The 18,655-nt window shown below is 28.9% G+C and carries 16 protein-coding genes; 8 read left to right on the top strand and 8 right to left on the bottom strand.

The window, feature by feature from the left end; genetic code table 11:
• Positions 1-61 precede the first annotated feature (61 nt).
• From BX611_RS12165 to alaS, 6 genes are all read right to left on the bottom strand, one after another.
• Positions 62-712: a response regulator transcription factor gene (locus tag BX611_RS12165; RefSeq protein WP_115881634.1), complete on the bottom strand. Its 651-nt coding sequence runs from the start codon at positions 710-712 to the stop codon at positions 62-64.
• Between the two features lie 53 nt (positions 713-765).
• Positions 766-2,715 (bottom strand): tetratricopeptide repeat-containing sensor histidine kinase, encoded by a 1,950-nt coding sequence (locus tag BX611_RS12160; protein ID WP_115881632.1) that lies wholly within the window; start codon positions 2,713-2,715, stop codon positions 766-768.
• Positions 2,716-2,833: 118 nt separating this feature from the next.
• Positions 2,834-3,901, bottom strand: a complete 1,068-nt coding sequence (locus BX611_RS12155; protein WP_115881630.1) for an MORN repeat-containing protein — start codon at positions 3,899-3,901, stop codon at positions 2,834-2,836.
• A 111-nt stretch (positions 3,902-4,012) separates the two neighbouring features.
• Positions 4,013-5,929 (bottom strand): outer membrane protein assembly factor BamB family protein, encoded by a 1,917-nt coding sequence (locus BX611_RS12150; RefSeq protein WP_115881628.1) that lies wholly within the window; start codon positions 5,927-5,929, stop codon positions 4,013-4,015.
• Between the two features lie 84 nt (positions 5,930-6,013).
• On the bottom strand, positions 6,014-6,961 hold the full coding sequence (locus BX611_RS12145; RefSeq protein WP_115881963.1) for a GSCFA domain-containing protein: 948 nt from the start codon (positions 6,959-6,961) through the stop codon (positions 6,014-6,016).
• Positions 6,962-7,185: 224 nt separating this feature from the next.
• Positions 7,186-9,801 (bottom strand): alanine--tRNA ligase, encoded by a 2,616-nt coding sequence (gene alaS / locus BX611_RS12140; RefSeq protein WP_115881626.1) that lies wholly within the window; start codon positions 9,799-9,801, stop codon positions 7,186-7,188.
• A 223-nt stretch (positions 9,802-10,024) separates the two neighbouring features.
• Between alaS and BX611_RS12135 the strand changes: the two genes are divergently transcribed.
• From BX611_RS12135 to BX611_RS12110, 6 genes are all read left to right on the top strand, one after another.
• Complete coding sequence (locus BX611_RS12135; RefSeq protein WP_115881624.1) at positions 10,025-10,996, top strand: M23 family metallopeptidase; 972 nt, start codon at positions 10,025-10,027, stop codon at positions 10,994-10,996.
• On the top strand, positions 10,996-11,328 hold the full coding sequence (locus tag BX611_RS12130; RefSeq protein ID WP_115881622.1) for a MerR family transcriptional regulator: 333 nt from the start codon (positions 10,996-10,998) through the stop codon (positions 11,326-11,328). The genes BX611_RS12135 and BX611_RS12130 overlap by 1 nt, the downstream gene beginning before the upstream one ends.
• Before the next feature lie 83 nt (positions 11,329-11,411).
• Positions 11,412-12,020: a LemA family protein gene (locus BX611_RS12125; RefSeq protein WP_115881620.1), complete on the top strand. Its 609-nt coding sequence runs from the start codon at positions 11,412-11,414 to the stop codon at positions 12,018-12,020.
• Positions 12,020-12,457, top strand: a complete 438-nt coding sequence (locus BX611_RS12120) for a TPM domain-containing protein (protein WP_115881618.1) — start codon at positions 12,020-12,022, stop codon at positions 12,455-12,457. The genes BX611_RS12125 and BX611_RS12120 overlap by 1 nt, the downstream gene beginning before the upstream one ends.
• Positions 12,458-13,282: a TPM domain-containing protein gene (locus BX611_RS12115; protein ID WP_115881616.1), complete on the top strand. Its 825-nt coding sequence runs from the start codon at positions 12,458-12,460 to the stop codon at positions 13,280-13,282. It begins immediately after the preceding gene.
• Positions 13,283-13,312: 30 nt separating this feature from the next.
• Positions 13,313-13,774, top strand: coding sequence for a hypothetical protein (locus tag BX611_RS12110; protein WP_115881614.1), 462 nt, complete (start codon positions 13,313-13,315; stop codon positions 13,772-13,774).
• Positions 13,775-13,783: 9 nt separating this feature from the next.
• Here BX611_RS12110 and BX611_RS12105 read toward each other — a convergent pair whose 3' ends face one another.
• Together BX611_RS12105 and BX611_RS12100 are read right to left on the bottom strand one after the other, a co-directional pair.
• Complete coding sequence (locus BX611_RS12105) at positions 13,784-15,013, bottom strand: porin family protein (protein ID WP_115881612.1); 1,230 nt, start codon at positions 15,011-15,013, stop codon at positions 13,784-13,786.
• 5 nt (positions 15,014-15,018) lie between these two features.
• The gene (locus BX611_RS12100; protein WP_115881610.1) at positions 15,019-16,350 is read right to left on the bottom strand and encodes a DUF4270 family protein; all 1,332 of its coding nucleotides are present in this window, start codon (positions 16,348-16,350) and stop codon (positions 15,019-15,021) included.
• Between the two features lie 236 nt (positions 16,351-16,586).
• Between BX611_RS12100 and BX611_RS12095 the strand changes: the two genes are divergently transcribed.
• Positions 16,587-17,429: a DUF6268 family outer membrane beta-barrel protein gene (locus BX611_RS12095; RefSeq protein WP_115881608.1), complete on the top strand. Its 843-nt coding sequence runs from the start codon at positions 16,587-16,589 to the stop codon at positions 17,427-17,429.
• 27 nt (positions 17,430-17,456) lie between these two features.
• A complete protein-coding gene (locus BX611_RS12090; RefSeq protein ID WP_115881606.1) occupies positions 17,457-18,446 on the top strand; it encodes a Kelch repeat-containing protein in 990 nt (329 codons plus the stop codon).
• Positions 18,447-18,655 lie beyond the last annotated feature (209 nt).

Raw genomic sequence — 18,655 nt, 5'->3', positions numbered from 1 at the left:
TAAATAGTTAATAAAAAAAAGAGAAGCTAAATGCTTCTCTTTTTTTTATTAACTATTAGTTCTAAATAAGGTTATGTTTTTTGGCTTTGGTTACAGCTTCCATTTTATTATGAACCTGTAATTTTTTATAAATATTTTCGATATGCTTTCTAACAGTTGAAGGTGAGATTATTAAATTTTCAGCAATTTCGTTGTAGTTTAAACCTTTACTTAGGTGTTCTAAAATAGCAGTTTCTCTGTTTGTTAATTTAATTTGTTCTAATTCTTCAAAGTCGTTAATATTTAATGGGTTTCTAAGTAATTTTAAAGTTTTCAATGCCATATTTGGTGTCATTGGAGCTCCACCATTCATAACTTCAAGAATACATTTATGTAAATTTTCGGCATCAATTTCTTTTAATAAGTAGCCATTTGCTCCAGCCTTAATAGCTTTAAATAGGTTTTCATCATCATCAAAAACAGTTAGCATTATTATTTTAATATGAGGGTATTTATTTTTAATAATTTCGGTTGCCATAATACCGTCCATTTCAGGCATTTTTATATCCATTAATATTACATCAATATTATGATTTGCTTCTAATTTTCCAATTAATTCTGCACCATTAACACCTTTAAATTTAAAATCTAAATCGTTAAAAAAAGATAATTTTTCAATAACTGATTTTGCTAAAAAACTGTTGTCTTCAGCTATGGCAATTTTAAGATTCATAATAGTTAGTAGTTTTATATTTTAGTAAAAATAGCGGTATTTAATAAATGATACTATAGGGCATTTGTCTTATTTTTATTGCAAGTAATTTTTATGACAGTTCCTTTATTAATTTCAGATTGAATTAAAATTTCACCATTTATTTCAGCAATGCGTTTTTGCATGTTCTCTAAACCATTTCCTAGTTCTGTAGTATTAATATTAAAACCATTTCCATTATCTGATATTTCAAAGATTATTTTTGAATCTGATTCTGTAATGTTAACAGATATTTCTGTTGCGTTTGCATATTTTATACTATTATTTAAACCTTCTTGAATTACTCTAAAAATATTAATCCCTTTTATTGAAGAAAAGTTTAATTCATAGGTTATTGTAGAATTAAACTTAAATATAATTGTATTATTTGTAGCTAATTTTGCTTTTTCAATAAATGCCAAAATTCTACCTTGTAAATCATCAAATGAGATTTCATTCTTATTCATTGCCCAAATAGTGTCTCTTAGTTGTGAAATTGTTGTACTTGCAAAATTATTTATTTCAGAAAGCTTATTTTGTAGTTTTTCATTAGTTGAATCGGATAAAAATTTTAAATTATCAATGGATGAAATGATAAAGGTTAATTGAGAGCCAATATTATCATGTAAATCACGTGAAATTCGTAAGCGTTGATCTTGTAATTTATTATACGATTGAGCTTCTTTAAGCGCCAACTGATTTGTATATTCTCTTTTTTTATGTTGTTGACGTTTAAATAAACCGAATGAAATAATACTGAAAATTAAAAATCCTGAACCAAGTAAAACAGTGTAAAAGTTTTTATTTTTAATTTCTAGTTCATTTTTTAATAGTTCTTCTTTTTGTTGGGCAATTTCTTTTTCTTTTTTAACTGTTTCGTATTTAGTTTCAAGTTCAAAAATAGTTTTTGTTTTATGATCTTCAAATAAACTGTCTTTGCCAATAGCATATTCTTCAAAGTATTTGTAGGCTTGCTTGTAATTTCCAGCCTCTGATTCAACAATAGCTAGTATTTTATTAGCATCTATTTCAAACTCCTTAAATCCTTTTTCTTGTATAATTTTTAATGCATCTTTGGCTATTACTTTAGCTTCAGAAAATCGTTTTTCTTTTATTAAACTTCTGGCCAAACCAATTTGTGCAAAAGTTAACTCGTATAAATTTTGGTCTTTTTTAAAAAGTCGAATTGCTTCCTTGTAATCTTTTTGTGATTCATTATAAAGTTTTAAGCTATCTTTTGCAATTGCAATATTGTTTAACATATAGGGAACGTAACGATCGTAACCCAATTTAACATATAATTTTTTCGCCTCTTCAGAATATTTTATTGAATTTTCAAAATCTTTAGTATTGATTAATACAGAACCAATATTCCCTTTTATAACTACAATTCCAAAATTATTATTGTTTGTTTCATATATTTTTAGTGCTCTTTTATAATAGTCCAAAACTTTATCGTACTCTTTTTGTTTTTTATAAACAATGCCAATATTTCCTAATACCATTGGTAAACTTTCCAATGGCACATCTTTTTCTTCTTCGTAAATTTTTAAAGCTTTGAAATAGTTTTCTAAAGACAGTGCAAAATCACCTTTTAAATCGTATACAATTCCAAGGTTATTATAAGAATCCGCAGCACCTAATTTATACCCAATTTCCAGTTTTAAATCAAGTCCTTTTTGATGATATACTGTTGCACTATCTAACTTTCCAATTGCTTCAAAACAATTGGCCAAGCTGTTGTATGAAGAAGCGATCGATTTTTTACTATCTGTTTTTTTTGAAACAATTAAAGATTTTCGTGCATAAGAAAATGCGCTATCAATATTAGAATTTTTATATTCCCATGAAATTTCATTTAAAGTTTTAACAAAAATTTCACCTGATTGATTTTTGGAAACCTCTAAAAGACTATCTAAAACTTTGCTTTGTGCAATAGAACAAAGACTAATAAATGAAAATAAGATGGTTAGTTTTAGTTTCATGGTATATTTTTAAAGCAATATACAAAAAATACAAAATTAAAATCTAACTTTTGGCGACGTTGTAAGGACCTTAAACACTTATTTTAATCATAAATGGATACTTAATTATTTCACTTCATTATAGTTTATCGGGATATCTTATTGTGATAATTTTATTTGAATCTTTTTCATCTATACTAATAAATTTATTTTCAAAAGTAAAATAATAGTCTTTTATTTTAGCAAAATTATTGCATTTAGATAAGATTTCATTTAATTGCTGTTTTGATACATTTGGAGTGTTTAATTCACCTTTTGGAAATGTAATAGTTAGGTCATAATCATTATTAAAGGGAGCTTTTTTTAGTGTTAATTCATAATCTATTAAAAATTTATCTTTTAGTAATTTTTTACTTGAAAAGGCATCTTTTTTTTCTATTGATAATGCATTAACTTCTTTTAAGGTTAAGTTAGTAAGTTTTTCTATTTCATTGCAAAATTTTACTTCATTTAGTTGAAGTAATTCATCATTTTTCCATGTGCCATAAACTCTTTGTTTTCCTTTTGGCGTAAAAATTCCAGAACCATGTTTTTTTCCATTTTTAAAAAATCCAAAATAATGATCGCCATTTGTATATCCTATTTGACCATATCCATTTGGTAAATTATTTTTAATTTCACCATCATAAGAAAATGATACGTTATTAATACGTCCATAAGTTGCTATTCCATTTTCAAATATGGCTTGAATTTGAGAGCCATCAGTATTGGTAATTCTGCCATAACCATTCATACAATTACCTAAACAATTAGCTGGGTTTGTAGTTTGTGCTTCCGTATTTTTAGCTGTTTTAAACTGTCCGTTTTCCCAAACTCCAGCTATAGGATTTTGTTTTGAATCACTATAAATGCCTTGCCCATGAAGATTTCCATTAAACCAATTTCCAACATAACTTTGACCATTTTTATATTGAATAAAACCCAACCCATTGAACTTACTATTAGAAAGTTGTCCAAAATAATAATTACCGTTTGAATAGTGCATTAAACCCAATTTATTTGGTTGACTGTTTATAAAAAATCCTTCAAAATAGCCATCGTTATACTGCATTTTTCCAAATCCATTTTCACAATCTCCTGAAATGCATTGGGCATTTATACAAATTGAAATTATTATTGAAATGGAGGTTAGCAGTTTTTTTTTCATGGTTTTAGATTTTAACTAAAATAATTTTAAAACGTTTTATGATGTTCTAAAAATTGATAAAAGACTGCTTCAACGTGTGGAAAATTGAAGCAGCCTTTAAAGGGTTTAACCTTATTTTTTTAAATCGTATGCATTTATGGTACTTTTATTTGCTTTGTAATATAAAATACCACCAAATTCATCAACCTGATATTCAGGTTTTTTATCTTTTAATACTATTTCTTTATCAATTTTCCCAGTCTCTTTATTTACTTTAACTAAGCCAACACCATCATCTAATTTTGTTAAAATAAATTGTGAATTTTCTGTGGCTGCAGTTGCTTTAAATCGTTGAGACATTAAAGCAAATGATGCATCGCCAATAGCAGCAAACATATCAGAAGCTCTTTTGGCTTCTTTACCATAAGAATTATAACTACTTAAATCATTCGAATTTCCAAAAGCCGATCTGTTAGCACCGGCTCTTGCTGCGGTGGACATTGCCATGGCGGTTGAAGCAACAGCAACAACACCTGCAAGTACTTTTACAAAACCACTTTGCCCAGGGGATTTAAAGTATTCGTGGTACAATTCATTTCCATTACTGCCTAATAGCATCATATTTTGCGAGGAACTTAAAAATATATTTCCATTCTTCATTTGCATAGTATTTGGCTCTTCTTTTTCATCAAATTTAGTATCAGCTAATTCCGATACATCTCCAGAATCAGCATCAATAGCAAATACAGTTTCATTTGCTGCAATTAAAAACCTGTTTTTAGCATCGTCATATGTTGAAGCTACAGCAGCAGAATTTTTATATTTTAATGGTTTGCTCCAAACTTGGTCTCCAGTTTTTAAATCTACAATATTAGCATCCTCACTAGTAATGTAAATTAAACCCTGTGGAGTTTCAGCCATTATCATAATATTTTCTCCAGTTTTTAGGGGCTTTTTAAATAATGCTTGACCATCAAAAGAAATTTTGTTGATACCACCTTGTTGAATACCAAATAATATACCATCATCTTGTATATAAAAATGTTGTACATAGCCTTTTGTTTTCGGAGCTTTTTCCCAAACATCTTCACCAGTTGCAGCACTTAAAAAGGCAATTTCAGATTCATTTTTAGTTGCGAAAACACTTGAACTACCTCCATCGTTTTTATCGCTAACAACTGCTAATCCTTGTGAAGTTATTTCGAAATTAGAGACGTTTCCTTTTACTTTTCTGTCATCATTCCATAGTTCAGAACCATCTTTACCAATTTTATGAATTCTGGTGTTTTTTCCGTTACTAGTAGTTTCAAAACCATAAATTTCATTACCGGTTTTATCGGCAACCATCCAGTTGATATCCTTAACTTTGTTTTCCCATACATCTGCGCCAGTATGTGATTTTGCAATTAAACCTTGCGCGGTTGGAACAATAATAAAATCTTTCATTAATAAAGGAGTTCCAGTTACACTAACGTCTCTTGCAATACCAACTCTTCCTGGTTTATCTAAAAAGAAACTATAATCTAACTTTCTTGAGCTTAAATCGTACACAGCTACCTTTGGAGTCATTTTTTCAAATTTATCTCCTTCTTTTTGAATACCGCTAACAACTAATTTGTTTTCAGGAAGTATAATATTACACGTATAAATTTGATTCCAATTAGCTTCATCAGTATTAAAAATTACATCACCTGTTATATAATCTATTACGGCACGTTTTGTTTTTGCAATACCAGCAAACTTTGAATTTGCTCCTTGTGAAACAATTATGTACGGTGAGTTAGGTACAAATTCTGTTTCTTCGGGTTTTAATTGTCCAAATGCATTAAAGGTAAATACAGGCTTACTTTCAGTAGGTTTAATTCCAACTAAACCATCATTTGTAGCAACTACTAAAACACCACCAACGGTAAGTGTCATTTCGTTTATTGTAGCTCCTAAATCATAGGTGTTATTTGGTGTTTCTGCTTTTTGAGCATTTAAAATTGAAGTAATGCTTATAAATATAATTAGTAGTGATTTACTTAATTTAATTTTTTTAGTTTTCATAAAGGTGAATTTTAAAAGTTGATAAATCAAAAGTCACATTCATGAAAAAATAAAACAATACGGCAAATGCCCTATTTTTTAAATTTAGAAAACTATGTAAGGAAATTGTTTTTGTAAATGATGAATTTTTTCTTGAAGAGAAATTAAAAACTGTTGATGTTGCTCCGAATTTGGATTGAAAGGTTTATGTGACAATCCTTTTTGAATAGTATCAACTTGCTTTAATATTGGGAATGTTTTATCATCCATCCAAACGCTTTTAAATTGTTCCCAAATATAATTAATAGCAGTTTCATTTGGATGCACCATATCTGAATTGTAAAAGCGATAATCACGCAAATCATCCATCATAATTTCATAGGAAGGAAAGTAGTATAACTGTGCTTTTTTATCTGTGATTTGATGAATTGCAGTTAACAAATGAGCTTTGCTCTGGGAATTTTCAAGAAAACCATCTTTTAAATGCCTTACCGGACTTACTGTAAAAATGATGTTTACTTTTGGATTTACACTTTTAATTAAAGCAATTAAGTTATCAAGGTTTTCAATTATTTTTTTAACTGAAAGTAATTCTTTTAAAAACTTTTTTTGAGGAACTTTATGACAGTTTCCAACAATAGTATCGGTTTCAATAAAACGATAAACCCAAGCAGTTCCTAAAGTAATTATTATATGTGAAGCTTCTTTTAAATTTTTGTTACTTTCTTTAATTTCAGAATTTAAACTATTTAATAATTCATTTTTGTTTGAATTGCTTAAATCGGAATGTGCATCAAAACAATGCCAACGTTCATTTAAATTAAAAATATCCTTTTCAGTATATTCTTTCAAATTTACTGCGTTAGTAATTAAAGTTTCAATTGCTTTTGGATTAAACAAAATACCAAAAGGATTGCTGTTTGTATTAAATTTAAAATAGTTTAATTTTTTATTAATGTTTTCAGAAAAACATGAACCAATTAACAATAATTTAGAATTGTAATCAATTTGATTACGCTCTTTTTGTAGCTGTATGTTGGTTCTAAAATTCATGTATTCTTTTTTAAAGGTAACACTGATTAAGTTTTCTGTCATTCTTGTGAAAACATGAATCCATACGTTATTAAAATAGATTCCTACCTACGCAGGAATGACAACGTAAAATTCATTTTTAGGTGATTGAGCGGAGTCGAAATTACCTATTACAGTGTTTTTTAAATTGGCTTCTACTCTGCTCAGCCATCGTTGTTTTTCAACGGTTCAACAATTCAACAAAATTAAACAATATATCTTTTTGCTTCACTTAAGGCTTTTTCAATGCCTTCAGGATTTCTACCACCTGCAGTTGCGTAAAATGGCTGTCCACCACCACCACCGTGTATTAATGCTCCTAGTTCTCGTACTACTTTTCCAGCATTTAATTGTTTTTCTTCAACTAAATTTTTTGAAATAAAACAAGTTAAAAAAGCTTTTCCTTCTTTTTCTGTGCCAAATAACACAAATAAATTATCCACTGCATTTCCTAAATCGAAGCATAAATCTTTAATACTATTTTGATCTAAATCTAATTTTTTAGCGAGGAAATTAATACCGTTTACTTGTTCAACTTCATTAATTAAATCACCTTTTAAGTTTTTTGCTTTATCTTTTAATAAGGTCTCAATTTGTTTTTTTAAAGTTGAATTTTCTTCTTGTAAATCGAGTATTGCTTTTTGCGGATTTTTAGGGTTTTTTAAAATGTCTTTTATTTCAAAAAACACCCTGTTATTCTCAAAAAAGAAATCTTTAGCAGCATCACCAGTTATAGCTTCAATACGTCTAATACCTGCAGCGATAGCACTTTCAGAAATTATTTTAAAATGCCAAATATCACCAGTATTTTGAATATGACAACCACCACAAAGTTCAACAGATTGCCCAAATTGAATTGCACGAACAGTATCGCCATATTTTTCACCAAATAAAGCCATTGCACCTTTTTCTAAGGCAGTTTCCATTGGGATATTTCTAAATTCCTGTAATTGAATTTTACTATCAATACGCGCATTAACAAAATCTTCAACTTGGCTCAATTCATCAACAGTTAGCTTAGCGAAATGTGAAAAGTCGAAGCGTAAATTTTTAGAATGTACTGCAGAGCCTTTTTGCTCAACATGTGTTCCTAAAACTTCACGCAATGCTTGGTGTAATAAATGGGTTGCACTGTGGTTACAAGCTGTTTTAAAACGTTGTTTTTCATCAACAACAACTTTTATTATTTGGGATGGATCTTTTGGTAAATTCTTTGCAAAATGTAAAATTAAATTGTTTTCTCTTTTAGTATCTACAATATAAATAACGTTACCATTACTAACTTCAATATACCCTTTGTCACCAACTTGTCCACCACCTTCAGGGTAAAAAGGAGTCATGTTAAACACCAACTGGAATAATTCTCCATCTTTTTTTGAAGAGACTTTTCTGTATCTTGTAATTCTTACTTTAGCTTCAAGGGTATCGTAACCAATAAATTCTTCTTCATCGTCATCTTCATATAAAACAACCCAATCGTCTGTTTCTACAACTGCAGCAGCTCTGGATCTATTTTTTTGTTTTTCTAGTTCACTTTTAAAGCCTTCTTCATTTAAAGTCATTCCTTTTTCATAAAGAATTAAAGCTGTTAAATCTATTGGAAAACCATAAGTATCATATAATTCAAAAGCTTTTTTACCAGAAACTTCAGTTCCTTTTGTATTTCCAATAATTCCATCTAATAAAACCAACCCTTGATCTAAAGTTCTTAAAAATGAATTTTCTTCTTCTTTAATTACGTTGGTTATTAATTGTTTTTGAGCTTTTAGTTCTGGAAAGTAAGTACCCATTTGTTTACTTAATGTATTTACCAATTTATAAATAAAAGGCTCTTTAGTGTTTAAAAAAGTAAATCCATAACGAATAGCCCTTCTTAAAATTCTTCTAATAACATAACCAGCTCCATTATTTGATGGTAATTGTCCGTCTGCAATAGCAAAAGCTACAGCACGAACGTGATCAGCAATTACACGAATGGCAATATCTGTTTCCTCATTTTTACCATAATGGTTATTTGTAATGGTTTCCACTTCTCTAATTAACGGTGTAAAAACATCGGTATCGTAATTAGATTGTTTGTTTTGTAAAACCATACACAAACGCTCAAATCCCATTCCAGTATCAACGTGTTTTGCAGGTAATTTTTCTAATGAACCATCAGCTTTACGGTTAAATTCCATAAAAACTAAATTCCAAATTTCCACTACTTGCGGATGATCCATATTTACCAAGCTTTTACCTGAAACTTTTGCTTTTTCTTCAACAGACCTAATATCTACATGAATTTCAGAACAAGGTCCGCAAGGTCCTTGAGCTCCCATTTCCCAAAAATTATCTTTTTTATTTCCGTTAATTATGCGGTCTTCACTAATATATTTTTTCCAAAAGTCAAAAGCTTCTTTATCAAAACCTAATCCGTCTTCTTCTGCGCCTTCAAAAACGGTTACATACAAACAATCTTTGTCAATTTTTAATACATCAACTAAAAATTCCCAAGCCCAGGCAATGGCTTCTTTTTTAAAGTAATCACCAAAACTCCAGTTACCAAGCATTTCAAACATAGTATGGTGGTAAGTATCTTTACCAACTTCTTCCAAATCGTTATGTTTTCCTGAAACGCGTAAACATTTTTGAGTATCAGCAACACGTTTGTCTGTGGCATTTTTCTGACCTAAAAAATATTCTTTAAATGGCACCATACCAGCGTTGGTAAACATTAAAGTTGGATCGTTCTTTAAAACCATTGGTGAAGAAGGAACGATAGTGTGTTTTTTTGATGCAAAAAAGTCTAAAAAATGCTGACGAACTTGTTGTGATTTCATTTGTAATTCTTAATTATTTTTAAAGGTCAAATGGGAATAGTTTATACATTATTTTTTTTATGTATTTAAACTTTTACCTTAGACTATTTCATGTTAATTATATGCTAAAAAATATGTGTTTTACAAATTTTGTAAAACATTTCGTAATTTTGTTAAATCTGTACCACAATATTACTTAATAAAATGGCGTTTTGTGATGCAAAAATAAGATAATTTATAAACAATGGCGAAGGTAAAATATTATTACGATTCAGATACACTTTCTTATCAAAAGATAAAGCCAAGAAAAGGGCAAAAATTAAAGCATTTTTTGTTAACGCTGTTAGCGGGTTTTATTTTTATGATTTTAGGTTTTTTTGTTTTTACACCAATATTTGAATCACCAAAGGAAAAAGAATTAAAACGTGAATTAGAGTTTGTAAAATTAAACGAAGAATTACACGGTAAAAAAATTACGCAGTTAGATAAAATATTAAAAGAACTTCAGGAAAGAGATAACAATATTTATCGTTTGTATTTTGAAGTAAATCCAATACCAGAAGAACAACGCACTGCTGGTTTTGGTGGTATAAACCGTTATAAAGCGTTAGAAGGTTTTGACAATTCTCAAATGATTACAGATGTTACGAAAAACATGGATATTTTATCAAAACAATTGTATGTGCAATCTAAATCGTTGGATGAAATTGTAAAATTAGCTGAAGATAAAGAGAAGTTATTGGCAGCAATTCCTGCAATTCAACCTGTTAAAAATGAAGATTTAACACGCATGGCTTCAGGTTATGGTTGGAGAACAGACCCATTTACAAAAGCACGGAAAAAACATTGGGGAATGGATTTTACAGCACCAAGAGGAACACCAGTTTACGCATCAGGTGATGGCGTAATTGAAAGAGCTGATCAAGCTTCTGCTGGTTACGGAAAACATATTAGAGTTAACCATGGTTTTGGGTATATTTCTTTATATGCCCATTTAAGTAATTACAATGTTAGAAAGGGACAAAAAGTAAAAAGAGGAGACTTAATTGGTTTTGTTGGTAATACTGGTCGTTCTCAAGCACCACATTTACATTATGAAATTACTAAGAACGGCACTAAAATAAATCCTATAAACTTCTATTATGGGAATTTATCTCCTGAAGAGTTTGAAGCAATGCAAAAAGCAGCCCAAATTGAAGGACAATCTTTAGATTAATGTATATAGATTTACCCGAAAAAAGATACTATAAAATAGGTGAAGTAGCTAAAGCATTTGGTCTTAATACTTCGCATATTCGTTTTTGGGAAAAAGAATTTGAGATTCTTAAGCCCAAAAAAAACAACAAAGGGAATAGGTTATTTACACAGGAAGATTTAAAAAACTTAAAACTTATTTATTATTTAGTTAAAGAAAAAGGATTTACTCTGGAAGGTGCAAAAACTAAAATGAAAGAAAATCCTAAAAATGTAAAAGGAAACCATGATATTATCATGCGTTTAGAAACTATTAAAGCTGAATTGATTAAAATAAAAAATCAAATTTCTTAATTTTTTTTCTGTAAATTAGTAACAGAATTGTTGTTTGGGCAACTAATTAAATAGAATTATAAATAAATTTAAAATCAAATCAAATGAAAAAGTGGTTAATACCTTTAATTATAATAGCATTATTAGCTTTTGGTGGCTATAGCTGGGTAAAAGGGTTTTATAATAAAGGAATACAATTAAACGAAAATGTTTCTGAGAGTTGGGGGAATGTGGAAACAGCATACCAACGTAGAAATGATTTAATAGGAAACTTAGTTAAAACAGTACAAGGAGCAGCAGATTTTGAAAAAGAAACGTTAACTTCAGTAATTGAAGCCAGAGCAAAAGCTACTTCAGTAAATATTGATCCTTCAAATATTACTCCAGAGCAATTGGCTCAATTTAACCAAGTGCAAGGTGGTTTAAGTGGTGCATTAAAAAGTTTATTAGTTACTGTTGAACGTTATCCAGATTTAAAAGCAAATCAAAACTTTTTAAAACTACAAGACGAATTAGCAAGTACAGAAAATCAGATTTTAACGGCACGTACACGTTATAATGAAGCAATAAAACCGTTTAACAATCATGTTAAAACATTTCCAAATAATATTTTAGCTGGATTTTTTGACTTTGAAGGTAAACCTTATTTTAATGCTGAAGCAGGGGCCGACCAAGCACCTGATGTTGAGTTTGATTTTGGTAAAAAAGAATAATGTCACAAGTTGAAGATTTTTTAACAGCAGAGCAGGAACAATTGTTAATTGAAGCTATAAAAGTTTCTGAAAAAAATACTTCAGGAGAAATCCGTGTACACATAGAAGAAAATACTGAAAAACCTCCATTGGATAGAGCTTTGGAGGTTTTTCATTTTTTAAAAATGGACACTACTGATCTTAGAAATGGTGTTTTAATTTACATTGCTGTTAAAAGTAAAAAATTAGCCATTTTAGGTGATGAAGGAATAAATAATAAGGTTCCAGAAAACTTTTGGCATACAGAAAAAGAACTAATGTTATCTCATTTTAAAAAGGGAGAATTCTCAAAAGGAATTGAACTTGCTATTTTAGAAGTAGGTGAAAAATTAAAAGAATTTTTTCCTTATAAATCAAAGGATACTAACGAATTATCTGACGAAATCTCTAAAGGATAAATGATTAGATTAAATAACATATTTAAAAAATACGCTACTTTTTTTATAACCATTTTGTTTGTTCAAATTGTATTTGGGCAGTTTACAATTCCAGATAAACCAAAGCTTCAAACAAGTGTTTATGATTATGCCAATTTATTATCAGCTTCACAAAAAACAGCTTTAGAAAATAAATTAATTAAGTATTCAGATTCTACATCAACGCAAATTGTAATTGCTACAGTTGAAACCATAAATGGTGAAGATATAGGTATTTTAACACCAAAATGGGCACATGAATGGGGTATTGGACAAGCAAAAGAAGATAACGGTGTTTTTATTTTATTAGCAAATAAAGAACGTAAAATATGGATTTCTCCAGGTTATGGTGTTGAGCATTTATTAACTGCCGGTATTGGAGGTGAAATTACAAGAAATATTATTATTCCTGAATTTAAAAAAGGCGATTTTTATAGAGGTTTGGATAAAGGTTCTGATGCTATTTTCGAAGTTTTAAATGGTTCTTATAAAAACACAAAAAAGCAAAACTCTAACAGTGATAGAGGTATTCCAACATTTGTAATCATTTTTATAATCTTCATCATTTTATTAATTATTTTTTCGAAGAAAAATAAAGGAGGAGGCCATAATGGCAAGCGTTTTAGGAGAGATTCTACCGCAGCAGATATTTTAAAAGCTATTATTTTAAGCCGTGCCGGTAGAGGTGGCTTTGGAAGTAGCGGTGGTTTTGGAAGTGGATCTAGTGGAGGTTTTGGTGGCGGTGGCTTCGGCGGCGGTTTTGGTGGAGGTGGATTTAGTGGTGGTGGTTCTGGTGGTGGCTGGTAATAATATAATACTTCTGCAAAAATTTAATAAATGAACATTGAAAAGAGTTTGGATGCCTTAGAGCAATTAGTACCCCATTATTTACTGCGAAATGAAAAGGTTTCATCAACAACTGTTGCTTGGCATATAGATCATTCATTAAAAGTGATTAATAGTGTTTGTGAGGCTTTAAAAAAATCGAATCCAGAAAATTACAAGGGCACTTCAAGCTTTGTAAAATTTTATATTTTTTTAACAGGAAATATTCCAAAAGGGAAGGCAAAAGCACCAAAACACGTTGTTGAAAATGGAGAAATATCAAAAATAGCTTTAGAAAACCAATTAGAAATTTCAAAAAAACATTTACAAGAAATTAAAATTTTGTCAGCTAAAAATCATTTTTCACATCCATATTTTGGAATGTTGCCACTAAAAAAGAGTCAGCGGTTTTTGGCAATTCATACCAAACATCATTTAAAAATTATAAATGAGATTATTAATAGCAATAAATAATTTGTTGTCTTAGAATATTTTTTGTTTTTGAAACCAGTTGCTGTTTAAACTAACATTAATAGATAGTTTATGAAAGTTATCTATTATTAAGTTTTTATTTAAGGTTCCTTCTTTTCCGTAAGAATAACTTAGGTTTAATGTTGAAAAACTATTATTAGATATAGGTAAACCCAACCCAGCTGAAAAACCATAACTATCTATTTTTGTATTTGATAAAGTTAAGTAACCAGTATCATAATTTATCCCCATTCTATAAATAACTTTATTCCAATATTGGAATAAATTTTTAGAAGATTTGTATTCAATTCCTAATCCGTAAATACTTTGGTCTCTATAATTAAAATTTGAATTTGAAATGTAAGAATCGCTCCAGTAATTTTTTTGTAAATCAATATTTAATAATACGTTTTTAAAAGTTGTAGAAATTCCAACTCCTATATTTAATGGAAGTTCAAAATTTTCAATTTCATTACCGGTTTCTTCAATAATTGAGGTTTCACTACCTGAATTATAGGTTTTTATACCTTCAACATCTTGTGTTCCATTTAGAGTAGAAGGAAGGTTAAAAGTAGCCCCAATAGTGGTTTTGTTTAATGAATATTGAAAAGCACCTTTTAAACCAAATCCTTTATAATTAGTATGTTCATTTAGGTAAATTGATGTGGCGTTATATTCAATTCTTTTTTCTTGATTAATTGAGCCAAAATATGCCAGTAGTTCCAAACCCAATGAAAGATTTTTTGTAACTTTTAAACCGTGTCCCCAAAACACTTCATTTAAACCACCTAAACCAATAATGTTAGTATTATAACTATTAATGGTTCCTTCAACAGGTTGAAATAAATCAATTTCGTAATTAACCTTTGTTTTTGGAATTAGGCCAAAACTCATTTTCCAAAATTCAGTAGCCGAAAAACCAATTGCAATATGAGTAAAATTGAAATCAAAATTATTTTGGGTTGAATTATTGTCTTGTTTTATTGAAAATGTATTATTTATTCCAATTTCATATAAAAATGAATTTTTATTAATAGCAGTTAATGAAGCTGGATTTAATTTGTTTAAAGAAGTGCCTGTTTTGTAGCCAATTCCTGTATTTCCTAATGCGCTTGAAGCTCCAAAAAAATTTGAATTTTCTTTACCTAATCCAAATATTGAATATGGAGAGTCTAAATCGCTTTGAGCGAAAATTATAAATGAGAATAGCGTAAAAAATAGGGTTATTAGTTTTAATTTCATTTGTGTTAATAAGTTAAATAAGTTAGTTGAAGTTCCATTTTTAAGCTTGGATTTTCTGAACCAGTTTGATCGTTTATTAGTAGTTTATTAATTGTTTTTGTGTTTTCTATAAACTCAAATCTTAAGGCATAATCTAGGTCATTGTAACTTGTTTGAAGTTGTTCAACATACAAACTTATATCTGTACTGAAATAGGTATTACTATCAAATTCTGTATCTGATGTGTTTAAATTTGCATATACAGAATTACCACTAAAATTTGTAAGTTGTGATATCACTCTGTTTTTTTTATCTACAATATAAACAGCTAAAGAATCTATAAGATCAATATTATTATAACTGTTTTTATCAGGATACATTTTTAAAATAGCACTTAAAGTTGTGCCACTATTTTCTAGTTCGTTTAACAATCGAACATTTGGAATTTCAACGCGCATACTAATTCCTGTGCCTGATTGTATGTACATTTTATTTGAGGTATTTGAACTTAATAAAATGTCATCACTATTATTTAATTGTTGCAGTTGGGTTGAGCTTCTATTACTAGTAATATTGTTAAATACTTTATTTGTTCCATTAATAGAAAAATTTATGTGATAATTGTTATTTTCAAAGTCATCATCTTTTAAAGTATAATACAATCTAATTGAAGAAAAATTATAACTATCATCACTTGAGGAGTACTTAAAACCCAATATTGTATTGTTATTTTCATCTGGAACTACCGTAATTCCTTTAAATTCTTTTGCAAGTTCATCTAAATTATTAATGTCATTATCAATAATTTTATCAAATAAATTTTGACCAAATTCTTTTTTTAATGAAATACAAATGGAATCTTTTTTGTTTGGAAATGCTATAAAAGATGTTTCGCCTAAAATTTCAGGATTGTATTTTAAAGATGAAGTATTGTAGAAATATAAGGCATCTTCTTCATCATTTGGTTCAAAATTTTCAGTTATTTCATGAACTTTATAAGTTACAACTTGTGTTGTATCACCGTAATAATACCTGTCATAATGTAAAATTAATGCGATTGAATCAAAAACGGCTTCTTTGTCAATATTAAAAGTTGATGTATTTAATCCTAAATAACTTTGAGCTTTAAGATTTCCAAATATTTCATCTTGCAAGGCACCAATTAAAAGTCTGCTAGTGTTTGAAGTTATTAATGAATCTGCAATAATTGTAGCCGTATTTATTGAAAGGGTATCTATTCTAACTATATGTATATTTGTTTCAATAAAATTTTCACCAACTTCATAATAGTTGTTATCATTATTACACGAAACAAATAGGTTTAAAGCTATAAATAAGAGTAGTAAATAATATTTCATTTTTCTTTTTTGTGTAAAAATATTTTAATTCAATAGGATTTGAATTATAAAATAGATGAACACTGAAATAGTAACGATTAAAGCGTTAAAAATATGTTAAAATGCTCTAAATCAATAGGTTTGTGGGTTTGTAGGTGTTAACAACCTATAAGTAGATAAAAAGAATGTCTTCGTCTATTTTATAGCCTAAAACTGAATTTTGAGAAATAGATTTGTAATGAAATTTAGAATGAAACATGAAAGTAAGCATAACGGTTTTAATGTTAATTATTGGATTGATATCAATGTTTGGACAAAATATACATATAGCAGAGTTGTCGTTTAATAATTTGTTAAACAAATCTAATTCTGTAGGATTAAATACTTCAACTTTAAAAATACAATACCCACTAAATTTAAAAAAGGGAACCTTTGTAAATGGTATTTCATTTTCAAATTACGAGGTTGATTATAACGCTAATGAAACTATAAATACAAATACTATTTCCAGCTTTAAAACAATTTCTTATTCTTTGGAATATTTAAATATTTTAACTAATAATTGGAATTATAATTTAGAATTAGCGCCTTCAATTTCATCTAATTTTGAATCTAATGTTAGTTTTAGAGACGTATTGTTTAATGGTACACTATCGTTTACTAAAACAAAAAATAGAAGTAAACTAACTCTTGGAGTAACAGTAAATTCAAATTTTGGTTTAACAGTTCCAATCCCAATTATTAGTTATTCAAAAAATGTGAGTGAAAAATTTCAATACACAATTGGTGTTCCAAAAACAGCCATTCAATTTACATTTAATAATAGGAATAAAACCAAATTTTATGTCGAGCCAAAAGGGTTTGTGGCAAACCTTTCAAATAATTTGAATTTAGAAAATGGCGTAACTAAAAAAGCCAAATATCAATCCTTAATTGCAGGAATAATGTACCATCATAAGATTGATGATTTTTGGAAAATTTCTTTAAATGCAGGATGCCAATTGTTATCTAATTTTAATTTGGAAAATGGAAATAAGGATGTTTATGAATTTAACACTAAGCAGCAATTTTTTGTTGGTGTTGGTTTAAAATTTAATTAAAAAAAAGATTAACTAAAATAGGAAATTATGAAATTAAAAAAAAGGCACATAACTAAATTAATTATTTTAACACTGTTATTTGGTATTGGATGTTCAAATGACGATGATGATACAGAGTATGGAAATTGGGTTGAAAGTTCTTCTTTCGATGGTGACGCAAGGGGTAATGCTGTGTCATTTGTTATAGGAGATAAAGGGTATTTGGTTTCGGGATATGATGGTGACGATTATTTAAGTGATTTATGGGAGTATAATAAAGAAGGTGATTATTGGGTTCAAAAAGCTGATTTTCCTGGTGTTGCACGAAGTGGAGCTGTTGGGTTTTCAATTGATGGAATCGGCTATTTTGGAACCGGATATGATGGAGACAATAAGTTAAAAGACTTTTGGAGTTACAACCCTGAAACAGATACTTGGGATCAAAAAGCTGATTTTGGAGGAACCGAAAGATATGCCGCAGTGGGTTTTGCAGTTGCGGGTAAAGGATATATTGGAACTGGATATGATGGAAGTGAACTAAAAGATTTTTGGCAATACAATCCAGAAACTGATGAATGGATTCAAGCAGTTGGATTTGGTGGTGATAAAAGAAAAAATGCAGTTTCATTTACAATTAATGATAAAGTATATATGGGTACAGGTTTAAGAAATGGTGCGTATCAAAATGATTTTTATGAGTTTGATGGAAATACAGAATCGTGGACACGTTTAAAAGATTTGGATGATGAAGATGAGGATTATAGCGTATTATTGTCAAGCGGAGTAGCATTTACATTAAATGGGTTGGGCTATGTTACCACAGGTACTTCTTCTGGGGTTTCCACAAATTTGTGGGAATATAATCCAGTACTTGATGTTTGGGAAGAAGCTTCTGATTTTGAAGGTAGTGCAAGACAGGATGCAGCTTCTTTTAGTTTTTCAGATAAAGCATTTGTTTTAATGGGCAGAAGTGGAAGTTATTATTTTGATGATAACTGGGAGTTTAGACCTTATGAAGAATTAGATGAAGATGATTAAAATAATTGTTTTTTTTAAATTGTTTGTTTAATAGATGGAGCTGGATGAAAATAAAAATGATTCAGCTCCTTTTTTAACTTTAATTTAATAGTTCTGCACACAAAACTCGACAAGTATTTTTAATAATTAAAGTAAATTTGCTGTAAAATTGTTAACCCACATTGTATTTTCTTGAAACTATTTGTAAAAAATATAAACCCATTAATAAT

This window comes from Lutibacter oceani (genome assembly GCF_003384935.1).
Taxonomy (GTDB): Bacteria; Bacteroidota; Bacteroidia; order Flavobacteriales; family Flavobacteriaceae; genus Lutibacter; species Lutibacter oceani.
Note: the sequence above shows the minus strand (reverse complement) of the source record. Positions and strands in the feature narration are given on the sequence as shown.